General features: G+C 72.2%; 23 protein-coding genes. 17 read left to right on the top strand and 6 right to left on the bottom strand.

Annotation, left to right across the window (positions count from 1 at the left end; genetic code table 11):
* Nucleotides 1–13 precede the first annotated feature (13 nt).
* Nucleotides 14–298, top strand: coding sequence for a hypothetical protein (locus AA23TX_RS28260; RefSeq protein ID WP_155545841.1), 285 nt, complete (start codon nt 14–16; stop codon nt 296–298).
* Nucleotides 299–334: 36 nt separating this feature from the next.
* Here the strand turns inward: AA23TX_RS28260 and AA23TX_RS28255 are convergent, their stop codons facing one another.
* The 3 genes from AA23TX_RS28255 to AA23TX_RS28245 all read right to left on the bottom strand — a co-directional run bounded on the left by AA23TX_RS28255 (nt 335) and on the right by AA23TX_RS28245 (nt 2,171).
* The gene (locus AA23TX_RS28255; RefSeq protein ID WP_155545840.1) at nt 335–712 is read right to left on the bottom strand and encodes a helix-turn-helix domain-containing protein; all 378 of its coding nucleotides are present in this window, start codon (nt 710–712) and stop codon (nt 335–337) included.
* A gap of 570 nt (nt 713–1,282) precedes the next feature.
* Complete coding sequence (locus tag AA23TX_RS50970; RefSeq protein WP_196425564.1) at nt 1,283–1,768, bottom strand: alpha/beta fold hydrolase; 486 nt, start codon at nt 1,766–1,768, stop codon at nt 1,283–1,285.
* A 31-nt stretch (nt 1,769–1,799) separates the two neighbouring features.
* Complete coding sequence (locus AA23TX_RS28245; protein WP_155545838.1) at nt 1,800–2,171, bottom strand: DoxX family protein; 372 nt, start codon at nt 2,169–2,171, stop codon at nt 1,800–1,802.
* A gap of 83 nt (nt 2,172–2,254) precedes the next feature.
* Between AA23TX_RS28245 and AA23TX_RS28240 the strand changes: the two genes are divergently transcribed.
* The gene (locus AA23TX_RS28240) at nt 2,255–2,752 is read left to right on the top strand and encodes a MarR family winged helix-turn-helix transcriptional regulator (protein ID WP_230862738.1); all 498 of its coding nucleotides are present in this window, start codon (nt 2,255–2,257) and stop codon (nt 2,750–2,752) included.
* Between the two features lie 36 nt (nt 2,753–2,788).
* Here the strand turns inward: AA23TX_RS28240 and AA23TX_RS28235 are convergent, their stop codons facing one another.
* The gene (locus tag AA23TX_RS28235) at nt 2,789–3,931 is read right to left on the bottom strand and encodes an acyl-CoA dehydrogenase family protein (RefSeq protein WP_155545837.1); all 1,143 of its coding nucleotides are present in this window, start codon (nt 3,929–3,931) and stop codon (nt 2,789–2,791) included.
* Between the two features lie 163 nt (nt 3,932–4,094).
* On the opposite strand from AA23TX_RS28235, the gene AA23TX_RS28230 reads away from it, so the two are divergent.
* The 15 genes from AA23TX_RS28230 to AA23TX_RS28160 all read left to right on the top strand — a co-directional run bounded on the left by AA23TX_RS28230 (nt 4,095) and on the right by AA23TX_RS28160 (nt 17,701).
* Nucleotides 4,095–5,204, top strand: a complete 1,110-nt coding sequence (locus AA23TX_RS28230; protein WP_155545836.1) for an LLM class flavin-dependent oxidoreductase — start codon at nt 4,095–4,097, stop codon at nt 5,202–5,204.
* Nucleotides 5,201–5,836, top strand: a complete 636-nt coding sequence (locus tag AA23TX_RS28225; RefSeq protein WP_155545835.1) for an alpha/beta hydrolase — start codon at nt 5,201–5,203, stop codon at nt 5,834–5,836. The genes AA23TX_RS28230 and AA23TX_RS28225 overlap by 4 nt, the downstream gene beginning before the upstream one ends.
* 8 nt (nt 5,837–5,844) lie before the next feature.
* On the top strand, nt 5,845–6,267 hold the full coding sequence (locus tag AA23TX_RS28220) for an RrF2 family transcriptional regulator (RefSeq protein ID WP_196425563.1): 423 nt from the start codon (nt 5,845–5,847) through the stop codon (nt 6,265–6,267).
* Between the two features lie 10 nt (nt 6,268–6,277).
* Nucleotides 6,278–6,706 carry a cupin domain-containing protein gene (locus tag AA23TX_RS28215; RefSeq protein WP_155545833.1) on the top strand — a complete coding sequence of 143 codons (429 nt, stop codon included), beginning with the start codon at nt 6,278–6,280 and terminating at the stop codon, nt 6,704–6,706.
* A 2-nt stretch (nt 6,707–6,708) separates the two neighbouring features.
* Complete coding sequence (locus AA23TX_RS28210) at nt 6,709–7,434, top strand: DsbA family oxidoreductase (protein ID WP_230862737.1); 726 nt, start codon at nt 6,709–6,711, stop codon at nt 7,432–7,434.
* Between the two features lie 101 nt (nt 7,435–7,535).
* Nucleotides 7,536–8,504: an ABC transporter substrate-binding protein gene (locus AA23TX_RS28205; RefSeq protein ID WP_155545832.1), complete on the top strand. Its 969-nt coding sequence runs from the start codon at nt 7,536–7,538 to the stop codon at nt 8,502–8,504.
* Nucleotides 8,501–9,307: an ABC transporter permease subunit gene (locus AA23TX_RS28200; protein WP_155545831.1), complete on the top strand. Its 807-nt coding sequence runs from the start codon at nt 8,501–8,503 to the stop codon at nt 9,305–9,307. Before AA23TX_RS28205 ends, AA23TX_RS28200 begins: the two co-directional genes overlap by 4 nt.
* A gap of 9 nt (nt 9,308–9,316) precedes the next feature.
* Complete coding sequence (locus AA23TX_RS28195; RefSeq protein ID WP_155545830.1) at nt 9,317–10,285, top strand: aliphatic sulfonate ABC transporter substrate-binding protein; 969 nt, start codon at nt 9,317–9,319, stop codon at nt 10,283–10,285.
* On the top strand, nt 10,282–10,980 hold the full coding sequence (locus AA23TX_RS28190; RefSeq protein WP_155545829.1) for an ABC transporter ATP-binding protein: 699 nt from the start codon (nt 10,282–10,284) through the stop codon (nt 10,978–10,980). Before AA23TX_RS28195 ends, AA23TX_RS28190 begins: the two co-directional genes overlap by 4 nt.
* Entirely contained in the window at nt 10,977–12,455 is a 1,479-nt protein-coding gene (locus AA23TX_RS28185; RefSeq protein ID WP_155545828.1) for an FAD-binding protein, read from the top strand. The genes AA23TX_RS28190 and AA23TX_RS28185 overlap by 4 nt, the downstream gene beginning before the upstream one ends.
* Nucleotides 12,452–12,805: a 4Fe-4S binding protein gene (locus AA23TX_RS28180; RefSeq protein ID WP_155545827.1), complete on the top strand. Its 354-nt coding sequence runs from the start codon at nt 12,452–12,454 to the stop codon at nt 12,803–12,805. The genes AA23TX_RS28185 and AA23TX_RS28180 overlap by 4 nt, the downstream gene beginning before the upstream one ends.
* On the top strand, nt 12,802–13,857 hold the full coding sequence (locus tag AA23TX_RS28175) for an LLM class flavin-dependent oxidoreductase (protein WP_155545826.1): 1,056 nt from the start codon (nt 12,802–12,804) through the stop codon (nt 13,855–13,857). Before AA23TX_RS28180 ends, AA23TX_RS28175 begins: the two co-directional genes overlap by 4 nt.
* On the top strand, nt 13,854–16,079 hold the full coding sequence (locus tag AA23TX_RS28170) for a molybdopterin-dependent oxidoreductase (RefSeq protein ID WP_155545825.1): 2,226 nt from the start codon (nt 13,854–13,856) through the stop codon (nt 16,077–16,079). Before AA23TX_RS28175 ends, AA23TX_RS28170 begins: the two co-directional genes overlap by 4 nt.
* Nucleotides 16,076–16,567 (top strand): flavin reductase family protein, encoded by a 492-nt coding sequence (locus tag AA23TX_RS28165; RefSeq protein WP_155545824.1) that lies wholly within the window; start codon nt 16,076–16,078, stop codon nt 16,565–16,567. The genes AA23TX_RS28170 and AA23TX_RS28165 overlap by 4 nt, the downstream gene beginning before the upstream one ends.
* Nucleotides 16,568–16,699: 132 nt before the next feature.
* A complete protein-coding gene (locus tag AA23TX_RS28160; RefSeq protein WP_155545823.1) occupies nt 16,700–17,701 on the top strand; it encodes an RNA polymerase subunit sigma-70 in 1,002 nt (333 codons plus the stop codon).
* 29 nt (nt 17,702–17,730) lie between these two features.
* Here the strand turns inward: AA23TX_RS28160 and AA23TX_RS28155 are convergent, their stop codons facing one another.
* Nucleotides 17,731–18,297, bottom strand: a complete 567-nt coding sequence (locus AA23TX_RS28155) for a dihydrofolate reductase family protein (RefSeq protein ID WP_155545822.1) — start codon at nt 18,295–18,297, stop codon at nt 17,731–17,733.
* 113 nt (nt 18,298–18,410) lie between these two features.
* Nucleotides 18,411–20,342: a pentapeptide repeat-containing protein gene (locus AA23TX_RS28150; RefSeq protein WP_155545821.1), complete on the bottom strand. Its 1,932-nt coding sequence runs from the start codon at nt 20,340–20,342 to the stop codon at nt 18,411–18,413.
* Between the last annotated feature and the right edge of the window lie 18 nt (nt 20,343–20,360).

Below are 20,360 nucleotides of genomic sequence, written 5' to 3'. Positions count from 1 at the left end.
CGGGAAGACGACGATGAACGACCCCGCACGCGCCGCGGCCGAAAGGATCTTCGCGGCGGCCGCCGAACTCGGCACCACCCGGCAGGAAGCGGTCCTGGTGACCCGCGCGGTCCACGCGGTCAAGAACGGCCGCCCCACGGACGTCGCGCTCACCGACACCGATCAGCACCGACGACGCAAACTCGCCCACGTCGTCGGCACCGTCCTGTGGGAGCCCGGTCTCGACGCGACCGCTGTGCTCGAAGCGGTCATCGCCGCCCGCCGGCCGGCCGGCGCCGATCCCGTCATGGCCGGCTGACGTCGACGGCGCGTTCCGCCCGGGCGGCGCATCACTTCATTCGGCGACGCTGCCTTCGACGACACTGCCTTCGACTGCGCTGCCTTCGGCATCTCGCCGCGACCGGTTCTGCTGCTGGGCTTCGTGCAGCTGGTCTTCGAGGGTGACGATGCGGCACGCGGCCTCGATGGCGGTGCCCTGGTCGACCATCTCCCGCACCCGGGCGGCCAGGCGCAGCTGGTGCCGGGAGTAGCGGCGATGCCCGCCGGCGGAACGCTGCGGCGTGATCAGGCCCGCTTCGTCGAGACTGCGCAGAAAGCCTTGCGTGGCGCCGAGCATGTCGGCGGCCCGGCCCATCGTGTAGGCGGGGTAATGCTCATCATCGAACTTGTCGGCTCCGCTGGGCGTGCCGGGTCCTTCTTGGTCAGGAATCATTCCACCTCCGCGCCACAAAGGACCCCGGGTGCCAAGACGGCACCCGGGGTCCTCAAGGGTTGGGTTTCACCATTGTCAACCGGCGCGACCGCCGGCTTCCTGCACCCGCGTCCGGCGCGAAGCCGGATCGTGCGGGGATCGCTTACTCGTGACCGAGCACCACCTCCGAACTCGATGGGACTGCGGCACCCGCGCGGCGATGTGCTGCCGCCGCGGGCGATCCAATGATGGTTCCGTTCCCTTCTTTCCTGGGTTTTTCTCTTGCTGAGCACTGCTACTTCACTTGCCGCGAACGCCACTGCGGGGACCCTTTCACTGATCGGTCCCAGCACGCTGACGCCGCTGGTCACTGCCCGGAGCCCCTTCACCGATCGGCTCCGGCCACCTGACCGGTCCTGCAAAACCGTTACTGCAACTCCCGGCCACCAGCCGAAACCATGTTCCTTGATCGGCTCCGCGCTGCCTGACCGTCTTGTCTCACCTCGCGGGTAGTTACGTCCTCTCCCGCGCCTGCCAGACGTTGTCTCTCTCCGTATGAACAGAACACTACACACACCCAACGGCGAATGTCTACTCCGGTCGGCATAGATTTTCTGCACCTGCCGGAGGCGGCCGCGTCGTCCGGGCGAGGATGTCCGCGGCCACCCGCTCGGGCGCCTCGATGTGGGGGCAGTGCCCGAGGTCGGGGTACTCGACGAAGTCGGCGTCCGGCTTGCGGCTGCGCAGTTCCCGGGCGACCCGGGCCCCGGACACGGGATCGCGCATACCCCACAGGAACGACAGCGGAACCGGGCTGTCGGTGAAAACCGGCTCGAAACGAGCACGGTGCGCCGCCCGCTCGGGGATGTAGCGCAGCAGCCGCGCGGTCAGGTCGGGGTCGGGGTGGCCGGCGCGCAGCGCGCGGTAGTGCAGTCGCGCCGGATCGGGGTCCAAGGGGTGACCGGGAGAAAAGACGTCACGAGCAGCGAGATAGAGGTCGAACCCGGCTTCGGCGAGCTGCCTGGCCGTTTCGAAGCCGAGTCCGCGGTTGGCACCGGTCACGAGGGCTACGGGCACGGGATTTCCTTTCGTTCGCAAGAGACCCGGATCAGAACGCGTACGGCCCGAACCGGCCCCACGCCACCACCGCCGCCAAGACCAGCAGCACCCCGCTCGGCGCCAGCGCCGGGAACTCACCACGCCGCAGGTGCAGCACCACGGCGCCGGCCATCACCAGGGCCAGGCCGGCCGCGGCGAACGGGACCAGGACCGGCGCAACCCCGGTCACCGCGGGCAGGAGCAGGCCGAGCGCGCCGAGCACCTCCAGCACGCCGATCGCGCGGGGAGCCCAGCGAGGCGCGTCCGCGGCCCAAGGCTGCTCCGCGACGTACTTCTCGTGCGACAGGGCGAGCTTGAACCCGCCGGAAAACAGGAAGCCGGCGGCGACCAGGCCGGCGATGACCCACAGGACGATGTTCATGGCAGATAATCTACTCGACAGACTATCCACTCGACAACTCATCTACCTTGCAAGCCATCTCGGCCGCCACCTACGATCACCGGGTGACGCCCCGAGCCCCCGAGCGCAAGCCACCGGCCGACGAACCCTTCGGCCTGGACAGAGACCTCGGGTGGGCGCTGCGCGTGGTGTCCGGCGCGTTTCGCCGGACGGCCACCGATTCCGTCGCCGCCCTGCCCGGCGGCCCCCGGGGTTACCTGGTGCTCATGGCCGTCGCGTCGGGGCCACCCCGCTCGCAGCTCGCCCTCGCCCAGCAGCTCACGCTCAACAAGACCGTGATGACCTACCTGCTCGACGACCTCGAAGCCGAGGGCTTGCTCACCCGGCAACCGGACCCCGTCGACCGCCGGGCGCGCCGGGTGCTCATCACGGAAAAGGGCACGCGGGCGCTGGAAGAAGCCCGCGAACGCCTGGGCAAGGCCGAGGCCCGGCTGCTGGCCGATCTGGATCCCGCCGAAGCACAACAGCTGCGAACCCTGCTGGAACGGGTCGCCCAGACCGCCCACCGCGAAGAGCACGACGACTGCCGGCTCCAGGACTGACCCGCATCCGGCCCGCTCGGACGCCGGCCGGAGGACTCAGCCGAGGAGCGAGCGGCCCAGGCCGGTCAGCACAGCGTCGTCCTGCGGGGTGTGGACGCGGCTGCACAGCACGTCGCGATAGTGCCGCTGCAAGGGGTTGGCCCGAGTCAGACCGGGATTGCCCGCGAGGGCGACGGCCTGCTCGACCGCCTCGATGAGCAACCTCGTCGCGAGCACCTTGGCGACGCCGGCGTGGGCCGCGGCCCCCGGGTCGCCCTCGTCCACCCGGCGAGCGAGTCCGAAAAGGACCTCCTGCGCGCCGGTGATCCGGGCGGCGATCTCGCCGACGCCGGTCTGGAACCTCGGCAAGGTGGCCAGCGGCTTGCCGAGGCCGCTCGGGACGCGGTCCCGGAGGAACCCCGTGAGCCAGTCCAGCGCGTTGCGCGCCACCCCGAGGTAGAGCGCGGGCAGCGCCAGCGGGAAGGTGAGCACCGGCGGCCGCTGAGTGTCCGGTGTGGACAGTCCGGTGACCGCTTCCGCGGGCACCGGGACGTCGGCGAATACGACGTCGTGACTCGCGCTGGCGCGCAGGCCGAGGTGGTCCCAGGTCGGCTCGACCTCGATCCCCGGCGCGTCGGCCCGGACCAGGAATCCGCCGACGCGCGGGGCGGGTTCGTCGGTTCTGGCCCAGACCACCATCCAGCGCAGGCCGACCGAGCCGGTCGAGTAGATCTTGCGGCCGGACAGGCGCCAGCCGTCCGCGGTCCGGCGCGCGATCGTCGCGGGCAAGCCGCCGCGGGTCGGCGAGCCGAGCTCCGGTTCCACGCGCAGCGCGTTGATCAGCACCGGCCGCTGCGCGGACTCCGCGAGCGCCGCTCGGTACACCTCGTCCGGCCAGGCCGGATCGGCGCCTTGCGCGGCGTGGACGAACAACGTCATCGCGGTCACCAGCGCGACCGACGGATCTCCGCGGCCCAGCTCGGAAAGCAACCGCGCGGTGTCGAGCACTCCGGCGCCCGGACCGCCGTAGCGGGGATGGACCGTGGTCGTCAGCAATCCGGCCGCGTGCACCAGTTCGACGCCCTCGTGCGGGAACGTCCCGTCCCGGTCGTGCTCACCCGCTCGCGCGGCCAGCCGGGTGACGATCGACGGCAACGCGGACAGGTCCGGCTGCGGGACGGTGGCGACGGTCGTGGTCACGAAGTCCTCCGGAAGGGTCGGCGAGCGGGCCGACGATAAGCCGATCGGACGGGCGCGGGCCAGCGCCGTCCACCAAATGGACACCCGGAGATGTCCAATTGACAGCGCGGGCGCCCGTGCCGTTCGCTACTGGGGCATTTGCCGCGCGGCGAAAGGAAAGCAGATGCCCGTCGAGTTCGTCGGCATGATCGGCACCCAGGACGCGAGCGAGACCCGGGCCGCCAGAGGGCCGGTCATCGACCCGGCCTACGTCCGCCGGTTCGCCCGTGCGCACGAGGACGGCGGGTTCGACCGCGTGCTCATCGGCTACGGCGCGGGCTGGCCGGAGGGTCAGCAGGTCGCGGCGTACGCGGCCGCCCACACCGAGCGCCTCGGCGTCCTGGTCGCCCACCGGCCCGGGTTCGTCGCGCCGACGCTGGCGGCACGTGCGTTCGCGACCCTCGACCACTTCAGCGGCGGCCGGGTCGCGGTGCACACCATCACCGGCGGCAGCGACGTCGAGCAGGCCCGCGACGGCGACTACCTGCCCAAGGACGAGCGCTACGAGCGCACCGACGAATACCTGGAGATCCTCAAGCGCGCCTGGACGTCCGGGTCCGCGTTCTCCCACCACGGCAAGCACTACCGGCTCGACGACTACACGCCGCAGGTGCGGCCGCTGCAGAACCCGCGGATCCCGCTGTACTTCGGCGGTTCCTCCGAGGCGGCGTACCGCGTCGGCGGCAAGCACGCCGACGTCTTCGCGCTGTGGGGCGAACCGCTGAAGGAAACGGCGGAGCAGATCGCGTCCGTCCGGGCGGCGGCGAAGGCGGCCGGACGGCTCACCCCGCCCGGGATCAGCGTGTCCTTCCGGCCCATCCTCGCCCCGACCGAAGAGCTGGCATGGGAACGCGCGCAACGGATCCTCGACAAGATCACGGCGAGCGGCGCGGCGAAGGCGGCCCGCGAGTGGCGTGACGGCGGGCCGCCGGCCAACGTCGGCAGCGTCCGCTTGCTGGCCGCGGCCGCGAAGGCCGACCGCCACGACCGTGCACTGTGGACACCGCTGGCCACCGCGACCGGCGCCGCGGGCAACTCCACGGCACTCGTCGGCACGCCCGAGACGGTGGCGCGGGCCCTGCTGGACTACGTCGACATCGGCGTCACCACCCTGCTGATCCGCGGCTACGACCCACTCGACGACGCGATCGACTACGGCCGGCATCTGCTGCCGCTGGTGCGGTCGGAACTGGCCCGCCGCGAGCGCCGGCCCGCCACGGCGGCCGCCGTATGACCCTCGCCGCCCCCGCTCACTGGGCCCCACCCGGAGGCACGACCGTCCGCGGCACGGTCGTGCTGCTGCCCGGCCGCGGCGAACACCCGGCGCTGTACCACCGGCTCGGCACCCGGCTGGCCTTCGACGGCTACCGCGTCACCACCGGCGAGGCGGATCCGGCCGGACCGGCGCCCGTCGTGCTGCTCGGGCACGACACCGGTGCCGTCCGAGCGCTCGAGCTGGCGACGCGGCGGCCGGTCGCCGCGGTGGTCGCCAGCGGGCTGCCGCTCGGCGAGCCGGGCGACTGGGCCGACGAGCTGGACGCGCGGACCGCGTGCCCGGTCCACCGCGCCCTGCTCGACGGCGACGACCGGTTCGCCCCCGGAGAGCTGCGGGAACCGGCGGCGGGCCGGGTCGCCGCACCGGACGTTCCCGTCCTGGTGCTGCACGGCGAGGCCGACCGCGTGGCGCCCGCCGAGGCCGCCCGCGCGTTCGCCGCCACGCTCCCGGCCGGTCGGTTCGTGCTGGTCGAAGGCGGCCGGCACGACGTGCTCAACGACGTCGACCACCGCAGCGTCGCCGCCGAGATCGTGCAGTTCCTGGAGACGCTGCGCGCCGGGACGCGCGGGCCGGTCCTGGTCCGGGGATGATGGCGGGCATGCGCATCTCGGCCAGGGCGGACTACGCGATCAGGGTGCTGCTGGAGCTCGCCGCGGACACCACGCGGCCGATCACCTGCGAAGCCGTCGCCTCCACCCAGGACATCCCGGCCCGGTTCATCAAGGCGGTCATCCGCGACCTGCGCCAGGCCGGGCTGGTCCGCAGCCAGCGCGGCTGCGAAGGCGGCTACTGGCTGGCCAAGGCCGCCGGCGACGTCACCGTGCGGGACGCCGTCGTGGCGGTCGACGGCGAGTTCCTCTCCGTCCGCGGCGAGCCCCGGCCCGCGCTGAGCTACCACGGCACCGCCGCCGGAATGGCCCCGTTCTGGTCGGACGTCGAAGCCGGGCTCGACGCGATCCTGCGCGCGACGACCATCGCCGACCTGCTCACCGACGCCGCCCCGGCGCGCGTCGCGACCTGAAAGGGACCCGATGACCGACCTCTGGCACCAGCCGCTGCGGCACATCCGCGGCGCGGACCTGACCGGCGACACCAACCAGACCACCGGGATGACCCGCCTGGAGGCCATCTCGGGCAAGACCGTCGGCTCGTCGAAGGTGTGGATGGGCGAGACGCACGTCGCGCCGGTCACCAACTCCGGCGACCACCACCACGGCGAGGCCGAGACGGCGATCTACGTCAAGTCCGGGCACCCGGTGTTCGTCTTCGCCGACGGCGACGAGGAGATCCGGATCGAAACCGGGCCCGGCGACTACATCTTCGTGCCGCCGTACGTGCCGCACCGCGAGGAGAACCCCACCGACGAAGAGGCGGTGGTCATCATCGCCCGCAGCAGCCAGGAAGGCGTCGTGGTCAACCTGCCGAGTCTCTGGGCCCCGGTCGACGTGCCCGAGGACTGACCGTGGCGCTCGACGTCGTCGAATACACCGATCCCGCCTGCCCGTGGGCGTGGGGGTCGGAGCCGAAATTCCGCCGCTTGCGGGCGGAGCTGCGGGACGCCCGGTGGCGCCGGGTCTTCGGCATCCTCTTCGACGACGACGAGGACGAAGCACCGGACCCGGCCGCGGAAGCCGCCTGGTACGCGAAGTTCATCGACGGCGTCACCGAGCACACCGGCGCCCCGAAACCACCGCACCTGCGATGGGTGGCCCGGACGAGCTGGCCCGCCTCGCTCGCCGCGAAAGCCGCCGAGGCGCAAGGGGAAACCGTCGCCGAGCAGGTCCTGCAACGGCTGCGGGAAACGACGTTCCTGCTCGGCACCCCGGCCGACGACCCCGAGCGTGTGCTCGCCGCCGTCGAGGGCGTGCCGGGCCTCGACGTCGACGCATTGCGCGCGGCCATGGATGGTGACGAAGTCCGCCGGGCCGTCCGTGAGGACTGGCGCGAGACGCGGAACCCGTGCCCGGAAGTCCTCGACATCACCGCGCCCGGGCCGCACAGCGGCCGCGCGAAGCACCTCGAACACCACGTCCGCTACGCCCTGCCGACGCTGACCTTCACCGGTCCCGGCGGCCGGTTCGTCGTGCCCGGCTGGCGCCCGCTGCGCGAATACTTCGACGCCGCGCGCGCCGCTACGGTCCACAGTGGATCCTTTCCCGGTTCGTGGGAACCCGGCCGCGGGCGTTGACTCTCCCCGGCCGAGGGGGAAAATAGACACACGCCGGTGACCATTTAGCCCGGCGTCCGTCACCGAATCTCCGCGGCCCGAAACCGCATTGGGAGTTCCGCATGCCCTCGAAACCCCGGCTCGCCCTGCTCGTGGCCGCACTGCTCGGCCTCACCACGCTCACCGCGTGCGGTTCGTCCACATCGGACGCTTCCGGCGAGGTGGTGCTGCGCGTGGGCGACCAGACCGGCGCCACGCAGTCCCGGCTCAAGGCGGCCGGGCTGCTCGGCAACCTGCCGTACAAGATCGAGTGGTCCCAGTTCGCCGCGGCGGTCAACCTGCACGAAGCCCTGCGCGCGGACGCGATCGACATCGGCGGCGCCAACGACTCCCCCACCGTCACCGCGATCGCCGGCGGTTCCCGGATCAAGGTCGCCGCGGCCTGGAGCAACGGCGGCAAGGGCACCTACCTCCTGGTGCCGAAGGACAGCCCCGCCCGCACCGTCGCCGACCTCAAGGGCAAGCGGATCTCCCCCACCACCCGCGGCAGCGTCGCGCACTACCTCGTGATCGGTGCGCTCAAGCAGGCCGGGCTGTCGGACAAGGACGTCACCTTGAACTTCCTCGCCCCGGCGGAGGCGAACGGCGCGTTCTCGACCGGCAACATCGACGCCTGGGCCACCTGGAGCGTCTACGCCGCCCGCGCCCGCGGCGAACTCGGCGCCCGCGTCCTCTCCGACGGCGCCGGGATCAACTCCGGTCTCAACGTCCTCTCGGCCACCGACAAGGCGCTGAGCGACCCACGCAAGCGCACGGCCATCCAGGACTTCGCGAGCCGCGTCGACAAGAGCTACACCTGGTCGAAGGACAACCCCGACGCCTTCGACAAGTGGTACGCCGAGTTCGCCCACCAGCCCCTGGCCGTCGCCGCCCAGGTCCGCCCGGACGAGACGACCTACCAGCGCATCCCCGTCGACGCCGCCCTCGCCGCCCAGCTGCAGAAGACCTACGACACCTGGGTGCGGCAGGGCCTGTTCCCCGGCGGCAAGAAGCTGAGCGAGTACGTCGACCCGGGACTCGATCCGCGATGACCCGCGCCCTCGACCGGCCGCGCACCGGCGGGATCCGGTTCCCGCACCGGGCCGTGTCCTGGCTGACACCGGTCGCCGTGCTCGCCCTGTGGGAACTGCTGGCGCGGACCGGAATCCTGCCCGAGCAGGTGCTGCCGGCCCCGAGCGGCGTACTGGAAAGGGCGGGCGACCTGATCGCCGACGGCGAACTGCCGTCGAACCTCCTCGCCAGCCTGCAGCGGTCGGCGACCGGGTTCGCCATCGGCGCGAGCTTCGGTCTCGGGCTCGGGCTGCTCGTCGGACTGTCCAAAGTGGCCGAAGCACTGCTGGACCGCAGCATCCAGATGGTCCGCGCGGTGCCGTTCCTCGCGATCCTGCCGCTGGTGATCGTCTGGTTCGGGATCGGCGAGGCCGGGAAGATCTTCCTGATCGCGCTCGGCACCGCCGTCCCGCTCTACCTGACCACCGTGCTCGGCATCCGGCAGATCGACCCGAAGCTCCTGGAGATGACCGACGTCGTGGGCCTCGGCCGCGCCGCGCGGATCCGCTGGGTGGTGCTGCCCGGGGCCCTGCCCTCGATCCTCGGTGGGCTCCGGCTGTCGCTGACGGCGGCCTGGCTCGCGCTCGTCATCGCCGAAACCCTCGGCGCCGACGCGGGGCTCGGGTTCATGGCCACCAACGCCCGCGAGTTCCTGCAGACCGACGTGATCGTGCTCGTCGTGCTCATCTACGCCGTGATCGGGATCCTCTGCGACCTGGTCACCCGCCTCCTCGAACGCCGCCTGCTGCGCTGGCACCCCACCTACGCCCGCCTGACCGCCTGAGGAACCCCCATGACACTCTCGCGCCGCACGTTCCTGGCCGCAGCCGGCCTCACCGCCCTCGCCACCCCTCTCGCCGCCTGCGCCACCGGTTCGGCCGGCGGTGCCACGCAGGGCAAGGTCCGCCTGACCTACAGCACCATCTCCGTCCCCAAGGCCCGCGGCGTGCTGGAAAAGACGTTGCAGGACCAGGGCATCACCGTGGAGTGGGTCGGCCCCTTCCCCAACCACGCGCCCACCCTGCAAGCCGTCGTCGGCGGCACCGCCGACTTCAGCTTCGGCGGCAGCACCACCCCGGCCGACCAGGCCATCCTCTCCGGCGCCGACCTCGTGTACGTCGCCTGGGCCGCGTCCACCCCGCGGACCACCGCGATCGTCGCCGGGGCCCACACCGGCATCGAGAAGGTCACCGACCTGGCGGGCAAGACCGTCGCGGTCAACAAGGCCGGGCTCGGCGAGTTCCTGCTGGTCGCCGCGCTCGAGAAGTACCACGTGCCGCGCGAGTCGGTGAAGGTCACCTACCTCAACCCGCCCGAGGCGTCGGCCGCGTTCGGCGCCGGGAAGATCGACGCCTGGGCCATCTGGTCGGGCTTCCGCGAGATCGCCGAGGTGCAGTACGGCGCCAAGCCGATCTTCGTCGACGGCGACGAGCTGGACTTCCAGATCGACTTCACCAGCTACCTCGTCCGCCGCGACTACGCCGAGCGGAACGCCGACACCATCCGCAAGGTGATCGCGGCGTTCCAGGCCGACTACGAGTGGCAGAACCAGCACTACGAGGAGTCCCTGGACATCGGCAACGCCGTCTCCCACTACCCGCAGGCCGTGCTGGACAAGATGGCCGCCAAGAACGTCCGGACGAAGCTCGCGCTGATCAACGACGACGGGATCGCGCAGCTGCAGCGCGGGGCCGACTGGCTCACGCGGCGCAAGATCCTCAGCGGCCCGATCACCATCGCCGACCACGCGGTGAAGCTGTGAGCACCGCCGTGCGCGTACGTGCGCTGACCAAGAGCTTCGGGCCCCGGACCGTCCTGAGTGGACTCGACCTGAACATCGCGCCCGGCGAGTTCGTCGCGCTCATCGGCGAAAGCGGCTGCGGCAAGACGACGTTGCTGCGGCTGCTCGCCGGGCTCGACACCCCCGACGGCGGCGAGCTGGAAGCTCCGGCCGAGCGGATGGTCGTGTTCCAGGAGCACCGGCTGCTGCCCTGGCGGCGGGTGTGGCAGAACGTCGCCGTCGGCCTTCCCCGCGAGGCCGCGGCTCGCGCGCTGACCGAGGTCGGTCTGGCCGGGCACCTCGACGCCTGGCCGGTCACGCTGTCCGGCGGCGAGGCCCAGCGCGTCGCGCTCGCCCGGGCGCTGGTCCGCGAACCCCGGCTGCTGCTGCTCGACGAACCGTTCGCCGCGTTGGACGCGCTGACCCGGATCAAGATGCACGCGCTGGTCCGGCGGCTCGTCGCCGCGCACCGCCCGGCCGTCCTGCTGGTCACCCACGACGTCGACGAGGCCATCCTGCTCGCCGACCGCGTGGTCGCGCTGCGGTCCGGGCGGCTGGCCGCCGAACACCGCGTCGACTTCGAGGGCGAACGCACCCGCCGCAACCCGGATTTCGATGAGCTGCGGCACCGGCTGCTGGCCGAGCTGGGGGTCGCCGAGCTGGCGGAGTCCCGATGAGCGACGACCTCGACCTCAGCGCCGGCGTGCTCGTCGTCGGCGGCGGCCTCGCCGCGACCTGGACCGCCTTGGCCGCGGCCCAGGCCGGCGGGGACGTCGTGCTGGTGGACAAGGGCTACTGCGGCACCAGCGGCGTCACCGCGACCGCCGGGGTCACGCATTGGTTCGTCGAACCGGCTCGGCACGAACAGGCGGTCGCCGAACGGCACGCGCACGCCGGTGGGCTCGCGGACCCCGAGCAGGCGCTACGGGTGCTGCACACGACGTGGGAGCGGCTGCCCACCTTGGACAAGTACTACCCGTTCCCGGTGCGAGACGGGAAACCCGACCGGACGAACAACGTGCGAGGACCCGAGTACCTGCGCGCGATGCGCGGGCTGGTCCACCGCGCCGGCGTCCGGATCCTCGACCACCACCCCGCTCTCGAACTTCTGCTGCGCCCGGACGGCTCGGTCGGTGGCGCGGCCGGGGTCCGGCGGCAGGCGGGCGGGAACTGGCGGGTGCGCGCGGGCGCGGTCGTGCTGGCCACCGGCGGCACGGCGTTCCGCTCGCACCTGCTCGGCTCGCGCGGCAACACCGGCGACGGCCATCTCATGGCCGTCGAGGCCGGGGCGCGGCTGTCGGGCATGGAGTTCTCGAACTACTACACCCTCGCCCCGGCGTTCTCGACGATGGCCCGGTCGATGACGTACCTGTTCGGCACCTACACCGACGCCCGCGGCCACGTGCTCGATCTGCCGTCCGGGCCGGACCGCAACCGCGTCCTCGGCTCGGCGCTGCTGCGCGGACCGGTGTTCACCACGCTCGACCGGGCGCCGGACTGGGTGCGCCGGAAGATGCCCTTGGTGCAGCCCAACTTCCTGCTGCCGTTCACCCGGCGCGGGATCGACCCCTACACCCAGCCGTTCGAGGTCACCCTGCTCGGCGAGGGCACCATCCGCGGCGTCGGCGGGCTCGTCACCGGGCCCGGCTGCGCCACCGACGTGCCCGGTCTGTTCGCCGCGGGTGACGTCGCGAGCCGGGTACCGGTCGTGGGCGCGATCTCCGGGGGCGGCTCGCCCAACTCCGCGTGGGCGGTGTCGTCGGGCACCTGGGCCGGGCGGGCGGCGGTCCGGTACGCCCGCGGCACCTCCTCGTCGTCGGTACGGCCGATCGGGCGCGCCGGGATCCGGCCGGGCGGACGGCCGTCCGCGGTGGACACCACCACCGTGGTCGACGTCGTCCGGGACGAGCTGAACGCGTACGACAAGAACATGTTCCGCGACGAAGCCGGTCTCCGACGCTCTTTGTCCACTTTGGATGCCTTGTGGACGGAGGTCGAGTCCGCGCTGACCGGAGAAGGCCGCGCCGCCGTGGCCGCGCGCGAGACCGCGTCCCTGGTCGCCATGGGCCGGTGGGTCAAGGAAGCGGCGCTGCGCAGGCGGGAAACCCTCGGCATGCACTGGCGCACGGACGGGCAGGAGGCCGCCGCGTGATCGAGCTCGTCCTCGCCGACCGGTGCATCGCCTGCGACAAATGCGTGCAGGTGTGTCCCAGCGACGTCTTCGACGCCGTCCCGGACGCCCCGCCGGTCATCGCCCGCCAGAGCGACTGCCAGACGTGCTTCCTCTGCGAGCTGTACTGCCCGGTCGACGCGCTCTTCGTCGACCCCGACTGCCGCACCCCCGTCAGCGTCGACGAAACCGCCGTCCGGGCCGCGGACTGGCCCGCGCAGTACCGGCGCGACTCCGGCTGGGGCCGGGCGCGCCGCACCCACGCCAACGAAAGCTGGCGGATGGGCGACATCTTCGCCGCCGCCCGCGCCCTGGGACAGGAGACCCCGTGACGCTCGAATTCATCGGTTACGCAGCCGGCCGCCAGGCCAGCGAGATCATCGCGCCCGAAGGGCCGATCATCCAGCCCGGCTACCTGCGCGAAGTCGCCCGCACGCACGAGGGAGCCGGGTTCGACCGGGTGCTGATCGCCCAGTCGGCGAGCAGCCCGGACGGGTTCGTGCTCGCGGACCAGGTGCTGGCCGCCACCGAGCGGCTCGGCGTCCTGCTCGCCCACCGCCCCGGGTTCGTCGCGCCCACCCAGCTCGCCCGCAAGTTCGCCACGCTCGACGCGTTCCACCCCGGCCGGATCGCGCTGCACGTGATCACCGGCGGCGACGACGCCGACCAGGCCCGCGACGGCGACTTCACCGACAAGCCCACCCGCTACCGCCGCACCGACGACTTCCTGTCCGTGGTCCGGCGGACCTGGGACTCGGCCGAGCCGTTCGACCACGATGGCGAGTTCTACCGGGTCCGCGGCGCGATCTCCGACATCCGCCCGGCCGGGCGGATCCCGGTGTACTTCGGCGGCGCGTCCGCCGACGCGATCCGGGTCGGGGCGAAGCACGCCGACGTCTACGCGTTCTGGGGCGAGCCCCTGGCCGGGATCGCCGAGCGCATCGAGCAGGTCCGCGCGGCCGCCGGCCGGGACGTCGCGTTCAGCGTCAGCCTGCGGCCCATCCCCGCGGCCACCGAGGCCGAGGCGTGGGAGCGGGCCCGCGACATCCTGCGGCTCACCCAGGACCGCGCCGGCGAGTTCAAGGGCCGCCGCGATTCGAGCGAAGCCGTCGGCTCGCAGCGCCTCCTGGAGGCCGCCGCGACCGGGGACGTGGTCGACGAGCGCCTGTGGACGGCGGTGGCCAAGACGACCGGCGCCGCCGGGAACTCGACCGCGCTGGTCGGCAGCTACGAGCAGGTCGCGGACTCGCTGCTCGACTACGTCCGGCTCGGCGTCGGCACGCTGCTGATCCGCGGCTTCTCGCCACTGGCCGACGCCCGCGACTACGGCACGCTCGTTCGCCTGGTCAGGGAAAAGGCCGACGCGGTTACCGTCGGGGCATGAAACCGAGCACATCGCACTGGGGAGCCTTTTCGGCCGAAGTCGACGCCGAGGGCCGGTTGCGCGTCGAGCCGCACCCGGCCGATCCGGCGCCGTCGCCGCTGCTGGGGAACCTGGCCGCCGCGCTGGACCACCCGAGCCGGGTGGCCCGGCCGGCGGTCCGCCGCGGCTGGCTCGAGGACGGCCCCGGCCCGGACGACCGCCGCGGCCGCGACGAGTTCGTCGAGGTGCATTGGGACGACGTCCTCGACCGCCTGGCCGCCGAACTCGACCGCGTCCGGACCGAGCACGGCAACCAGGCGATCTTCGGCGGTTCCTACGGCTGGGCCAGCGCCGGGCGGTTCCACCACGCGCAGAGCCAGCTGCACCGGTTCCTGAACACGATCGGTGGCTTCACGGCGTCGCGGAACAGCTACAGCAACGGGACGTCGTCGGTGCTGCTGCCGCACGTCGTCGGCGACACCCACGCGGTGCTGCGGCAGGCGTCGACCTGGCCGACGATCGCCGGGCACACCGAGCTGATCGTCGCCTTCGGCGGCGTGCCGGAGAAGAACGTCTTCGTCACCCCCGGCGGGGTCACCGTCCACGGCACCCCGGGGCACCTCGCGCGGTTCGGCGGCCGCGTCGCGCTCGTCAGCCCGTTGCGTGACGACCTACCGTCCACAGTGGACGCCCGCTGGTACCCGATCCGGCCCGCGACCGACACCGCGCTGATGCTCGCCCTGGCCCACACGCTCGTCGCGGAAGGCTTGCACGACCGCGCTTTCCTCGACCGCTACTGCGTCGGCTACGCGGAGTTCGAGCGCTACCTGCGCGACAAGGACCCGGAATGGGCGGCCGGGATCACCGGCATCCCGGCCGCCGACATCGTCGCACTCGCCCGGGAGATGGCCGCACACCGGACACTGGTCACGGTGACGTGGTCGCTGCAGCGCACCGAACACGGCGAACAACCGGTGTGGGCGGGCATCGCGCTGGCCGCGATGCTGGGCCAGATCGGCCTGCCGGGCGGCGGGTTCGGGCACGGCTACGGCTCGATGGGCGACGTCGGCGACACCGGACCCGAACTGCGGGTCCCGTACCTGCCGCAAGGGGTGAACCCGGTCGGCGAGTTCATCCCCGTCGCGCGGATCGCCGACCTGCTGCTGCACCCCGGCGAGGCCTACGACTACAACGGCGAAGTCCGCAGTTACCCCGACACCCGCCTCGTCTACTGGGCCGGCGGCAACCCGTTCCACCACCACCAGGACCTCAACCGCCTGCGCCGCGCGTTCACCCGCCCGGACACCGTCGTCGTCCACGAGCCGCACTGGACGGCGACGGCCCGGCACGCCGACATCGTGCTACCCGCGACGACCGCGCTGGAACGCGAAGATCTCGGCTCGGGCCGCCGCGACACGCACGTGATCGCGATGCACCGGATCGCCGAACCCGCGGGCGAAGCACAGGACGACTACACGATCTTCGCCGGGCTGGCCGCTCGGCTCGGCGTTTCCGAGGCGTTCACCGAAGGCCGCACCGCGCGGGAATGGCTGGAACACCTCTACACGGGCTGGCGCTCGGAACCGGCGTTCGCCGCGTTCTGGGCGGACGGAGAACTCCGGCTCCCGCCCGGCCGCGAGCACCACACCCTGTTCGACGACTTCCGCGCGGACCCGGACACCCACCCGCTTCGCACACCCAGCGGCCGCATCGAGATCACCTCGGCGACGGTGGCGGGCTTCGGCTACCCGGACTGTCCCGGCCATCCGGCCTGGCTGCCGCCGACCGAGTCCGGACCGCTGTGGCTGATCGCGAACCAGCCCCGCACCCGCCTGCACAGCCAGCTCGACGCCGGCGAAGTAAGCCAGGCGGCCAAGGTGGCCGGGCGCGAGCCGATCCGACTGAACCCGGCCGACGCGGCGGCCCGCGGCATCGCGCCCGGCGACGTCGTCCGGGTGTTCAACACCCGCGGCGCCTGCCTCGCGGGAGCGGTCCTGGATGACGCTCTCCGGCCCGGCGTGGTCCAGCTCGCGACCGGCGCGTGGTTCGACCCGGTGGAGGACCACCCCGCCGGTCCGCTGTGCGCGCACGGCAACCCCAACGTGCTCACCGCCGACGTCCCGTCGTCCCGGCTGTCACAGGGCTGCGCGGGCCAGCACGCGGCCGTCGACGTCGAACGTTTCGAGGGCCCGATCCCGGAAGTACGAGTCCTGCGTCCACCGATCGTGAGAGGACATCGATGATCGCCTTGCCGCCCGTGACGTCCGAAGGTCACCTGCGCGAAGCCTTCGGCTGCTTCCCGTCCGGCGTCACCGCCGTGTGCGCGCTGATCGACGGAGTCCCCCGCGGAATGGCCGCCAGCTCCTTCACGTCGGTCTCGCTGTCGCCGCCGCTGGTGTCGATCTGCATCCAGCGAACGTCGTCGACGTGGCCCCTGCTGCGTGCCCGGCCCCGCCTCGGCCTCAGCGTCCTCGCCGAGGGACAGGACGACGCCTGCCTCAGCCTGTCCGCCCGCGGAGGCGACCGCTTCCGCGACGTCGAATGGGAGCCCGGGCCGGACGACAGCGTCTTCATCAGCGGATCGAGTGCCTGGCTGGAGTGTTCCCCGCACGCGGAGGTCCCGGCCGGCGACCACGTGATCGCCCTGTTGAGGATCCACCGCGTGCGCACGGCCGGAACCCCGCCGCTGGTGTTCCACGGCAGCCGGTTCCGGCGGCTCGCCGCCGTCTGAGCCGGGGCCTCACGCCGGATCCAGCCCGCCGATCAGGTCCTCGAAGTCCTGGGCGCAGTCAACCGATCAGAAATCCTCCGCCCCGTCGTCAGTTCTGGCGACCCCCTCGCACCGGTGGAAGGATCGACGACCATGACAAACGCCGGACCGCTGGACGCCGACGAGGACACGTTCATCGCGGCGGTCCGCTCGGGCGATCCGGCGCGGTTCGCGCTCATCACGGAGCGCCACCGGCGTGAGCTGCAGGTGCACTGCTACCGGATGCTCGCGAACTACGAGGACGCCCAGGACATGACGCAGGAGACGTTCCTGCGCGCGTGGAACAAGCGGGAGACGTTCCAGGGCCACGCCGCGCCGCGGACCTGGCTGTACCGGATCGCGACGAACGCCTGCCTCGACTTCCTCGACAAGCGCAACGACCGCACGCCCGTACCGGCCGAGCTGCCGGACTCCGAGCTGCCGTACCTGCAGCCGTACCCCGACCGGATGCTCCCCGAGGACCCGCAGGAGTCGGTGGTGGCGCGCGAGACGATCGAGCTGGCGTTCATCGTCGCCGTCCAGCACCTGCCGCCGCGGCAGCGAGCGGTGCTCGTCCTGCGCGACGTCCTCGGCTGGCCGGCGTCGAAGGCCGCCGAGGCCCTCGAGCTGACCGTCGCCTCGGTGACCAGCGCACTGCAGCGGGCGCGCGTGACGATGCGAGAACAGCTGCCCGGCCGCCGCCTCGACTGGCGGAGCCCGGCCACCCACGAGCTGTCGGACGACGAGCGCGGCGTGGTGAAGTCCTACATCGACGCCCACGAGCGCAACGACCTCGACCGGCTGACGTCCCTGCTGCGCGACGACCTGCGCTTCGCGATGCTGCCCGATCCGGGCACCGTGCTCACGACGGCCGAGGACGCGGTGGACGGCTGGGTCTCCGGCGGGCTCTTCCAGCGCGGCCACGACGACTGGCGCGGCGTCGCCACGACGGTCAACCGCATGCCCGCCGCCGCGCTGTACCTCCGCGCCCCCGGCGACCCCGAGTACCGGCCGTTCGCCATAGCGGTCCTGCACGTCGTCGACGGGAAGATCGCCGAGCTCACCGGCTTCGACGTCACCGGCAAGCCCTGGCTGGACCTGCCCCCGGCCCTCTGACCGGACAGGACTCCGACGTCGGCCCGTGCTCAACGCCTCGTCTCGTAGCGGGTCAGCACCGCGCCGCCGGGAAACGTCCGCGTCGCCACCAGGTTCAGGTTCACCCAGCTGGGCGGCGCCGTGAAGAACGGCGTGCCGCCGCCCACCACGACCGGGTGGGTGACCAGGACGTACTCGTCGATCAGACCGGCCCGCATGGCAGCTCCGGCGAGCGTCGCGCCGCCGATGGTCATCGGGCCGCCGTCCTCGGCCTTGAGGCGGGTGATCTCGGCGACCGCGTCGCCGGTGACCAGGCGGGTGTTCCAGTCGACCTTGTCGATCGTCGAGGAGAACACCACCTTCGGCGTGTCCCGCCAGTTCCGCGCGAACGCGATCTGCGCCGGGGTGGCGCCGGGCTGCCGGTCGCCGGTCGGCCAGTAGGAGCTCATCGCCTCCCACAGCTTGCGCCCGTACAGCGACAGCTCGTTCGCCAGCTCCCAGTCGAGCCACCACTGGAACAGCTCGTCGCTCGGCGGCCCGCTCCAGCCGATGTCATCGCCGGTCGCGGCGATGTAGCCGTCCACGGTCAGGTTCATGCCGAAGATCAGTTTCCGCATCGTGCCAGCCTCTCGTGAGTGGATCTCACCCGTACAGACGGTCGCGGCGCGGAAACCTGATCGGTGCGCGATCCACCGCGCGTCGGAGCCCATCGGCACGACGCGCCCCGCCCCTACTCGGCGGCTTCCTCCAGCTCCAGCACTCCCCATCCCTCGGGAAGCGGGTCGGCCTCGCCGGGCACCCGGATCACCGTCCCCGGCGGCCAGGTGCTGTCCGTTTCCAGCTTCCGCTTGTGCCCGGTCAGGCGGACCCACACCCGCTCGATCCGAAGCGGCCGCGCGAAGCGCGCGCCCACGAACCCGACCGGACCGTCGAAGCGCACGTCGTCGAAAAAGACGTCACCGTCGAAACGCGCGCGGGCGAACCCGCCGACGTCACCGAAGCGCGTATGGAGGAACCGCGCCGATCCGCCGAACTCCGCCGCCCCGAACACGGCTATATCGGCGAATTCCGTGTTCTCGAACCACACGTCCGCGGCGAACCGGGTGCGCTGGAATTCGGCCCGATCGCCGAAGTGGCATTCGTAGAACCTCGTCACACCGGCGAACTTCGCCTCCGTGAACGCCGCGAACAGCGCGAACCGGGTGCCGCCGAAGTTGACGTCGCCGAACTCCGTTCGGACGAACTCCACTCCCTCGGGGAACTTCGCCATGGTGAACGAAGCGTCGCCGGTGAACCGGGTTTCGGTGAAGTCGGTGTTCCGGCCGAATTCGGCGGTGAAGAACTCCGACGAGGCGAGCGTGGCGTTGCCGAACTGCGTGAACGCACCGGCGAACCGGACCTCCTTGAAACTCGCGTAAGCGCTGAACTCCGAGTGGGTGAAGAAGGCGTTGCCGCCGAACCGGGCGCCACCGAACCACCCCTGGACGAAGCGCGCCTTGTCGAACTCGGCTCGATCCCCGAACCGCGCATCCGCGAAGGACGCGGCTTGCGAGAACTTCGCTCCGGTGAACACCGCGGGCCCGCGGAAGTCCGCCCGGTCGAACTTCGCGCTCCCGCCGAAATCGGCTTCTGCGAAACGAGCGTCGCCGTCGAAGGTCACTCGCCCGAACCGGACGTCGTGGTCGAACCGCGCGTGGCTGAAGCCGGCTTCGCCCGTGAACCGCGCCCCGGTGAACACGGCGCTCAGCCCGAACCGCGTCCTGTCGAACCACACGTCACCGGTGAAGGTGACGTTGGTGAAGTCGACGGCGACGACGCGGCAGCCGATCAGGTTGGCCGGCCCGAGCACGGCGCCGACGAGGTCCAGGCTGATGTCCGCCCAGAACGTGCTGACCGGCCCGTCCTCGGTGCCGTACACGAGGTGGCGGAACAAGATGGCCTGCGCGGTCCGCCGGACCTGGTACTCCTGTTCCGCCTCGGTCGCCGACGGGGTTCCGCCGCGGGGCGCGGGCGGGGCGAGCCGCACCGAGGCGCGTTGCCGGGCCGGGCCGCTCAGCAGCGGCCGCGGCACCCCCGACGGCCGGGCCACCGACGGCGGCGCCGGTTCGCGCCGCGGTGGGGTGTACGGCATCCGCAGGTAGGCGCACAACAGGTCGACGATGGTCTGGCGCTGGGCCGGGTTGTCCTGGGCGAGCCGCTCCAGCGCGTACAGCCCGGCTAGCCGGGCCGGGGCCTGCGGCGAGCCGAGCTGGTCGGCGGCCTTGCCGTACAGGTCGGTGATCCTGCGGGCCTCGGCGTCGGCGACGGTGGCCGCGTGGGCCGCGCGGACCTGGTTCAGGCTCAGTTCCGACGTCCGCTGCCGGCGCGCGGTCAGCCACAGGGCCGCCGCGCCCCCGGCGCCGACCACGATGGTGCCGGCCGTCTTGATGGCGTCCAGCTGGTCGGCGTGGCCACCGCCGCCGAACGCGACGAGCAGTCCGACGGCCAGCCCGACCCCGAGCACGACGAGCGCCCCGGCCGCCCAGGCCATCGCCCGGTGGGACAGCACCGGCAGCTCTTCCGCCGGTACCACGGGCGGCCGGTACGTCAGCAGCGACAGCGGCGGGGAATCCGGCAGCGGGGCGGGGCCGAGCGGATCCGGAGTGGGCGGCTCAGTGGTCACCCGCCCATCATGTCCACT

The organism is Amycolatopsis camponoti, from assembly GCF_902497555.1.
Lineage (GTDB): Bacteria > Actinomycetota > Actinomycetes > Mycobacteriales > Pseudonocardiaceae > Amycolatopsis > Amycolatopsis camponoti.
This window is presented reverse-complemented; position numbering and strand designations above follow the sequence as displayed.

Excerpts from the sequence above, each read along its gene's own strand:
- AA23TX_RS28225 (WP_155545835.1), top strand. The coding sequence starts at position 5,201 with ATGACCCTCGCCGCCCCCGCTCACTGGGCCCCACCCGGAGGCACGACC.
- AA23TX_RS28200 (WP_155545831.1), top strand. The coding sequence starts at position 8,501 with ATGACCCGCGCCCTCGACCGGCCGCGCACCGGCGGGATCCGGTTCCCG.
- AA23TX_RS28165 (WP_155545824.1), top strand. The coding sequence starts at position 16,076 with ATGATCGCCTTGCCGCCCGTGACGTCCGAAGGTCACCTGCGCGAAGCC.
- AA23TX_RS28170 (WP_155545825.1), top strand. The coding sequence starts at position 13,854 with ATGAAACCGAGCACATCGCACTGGGGAGCCTTTTCGGCCGAAGTCGAC.
- AA23TX_RS28155 (WP_155545822.1), bottom strand. The coding sequence starts at position 18,297 with ATGCGGAAACTGATCTTCGGCATGAACCTGACCGTGGACGGCTACATC.
- AA23TX_RS28230 (WP_155545836.1), top strand. The coding sequence starts at position 4,095 with ATGCCCGTCGAGTTCGTCGGCATGATCGGCACCCAGGACGCGAGCGAG.
- AA23TX_RS28215 (WP_155545833.1), top strand. The coding sequence starts at position 6,278 with ATGACCGACCTCTGGCACCAGCCGCTGCGGCACATCCGCGGCGCGGAC.
- AA23TX_RS28195 (WP_155545830.1), top strand. The coding sequence starts at position 9,317 with ATGACACTCTCGCGCCGCACGTTCCTGGCCGCAGCCGGCCTCACCGCC.
- AA23TX_RS28260 (WP_155545841.1), top strand. The coding sequence starts at position 14 with ATGAACGACCCCGCACGCGCCGCGGCCGAAAGGATCTTCGCGGCGGCC.
- AA23TX_RS28205 (WP_155545832.1), top strand. The coding sequence starts at position 7,536 with ATGCCCTCGAAACCCCGGCTCGCCCTGCTCGTGGCCGCACTGCTCGGC.
- AA23TX_RS28160 (WP_155545823.1), top strand. The coding sequence starts at position 16,700 with ATGACAAACGCCGGACCGCTGGACGCCGACGAGGACACGTTCATCGCG.
- AA23TX_RS28185 (WP_155545828.1), top strand. The coding sequence starts at position 10,977 with ATGAGCGACGACCTCGACCTCAGCGCCGGCGTGCTCGTCGTCGGCGGC.
- AA23TX_RS28220 (WP_196425563.1), top strand. The coding sequence starts at position 5,845 with ATGCGCATCTCGGCCAGGGCGGACTACGCGATCAGGGTGCTGCTGGAG.
- AA23TX_RS28245 (WP_155545838.1), bottom strand. The coding sequence starts at position 2,171 with ATGAACATCGTCCTGTGGGTCATCGCCGGCCTGGTCGCCGCCGGCTTC.
- AA23TX_RS28255 (WP_155545840.1), bottom strand. The coding sequence starts at position 712 with ATGATTCCTGACCAAGAAGGACCCGGCACGCCCAGCGGAGCCGACAAG.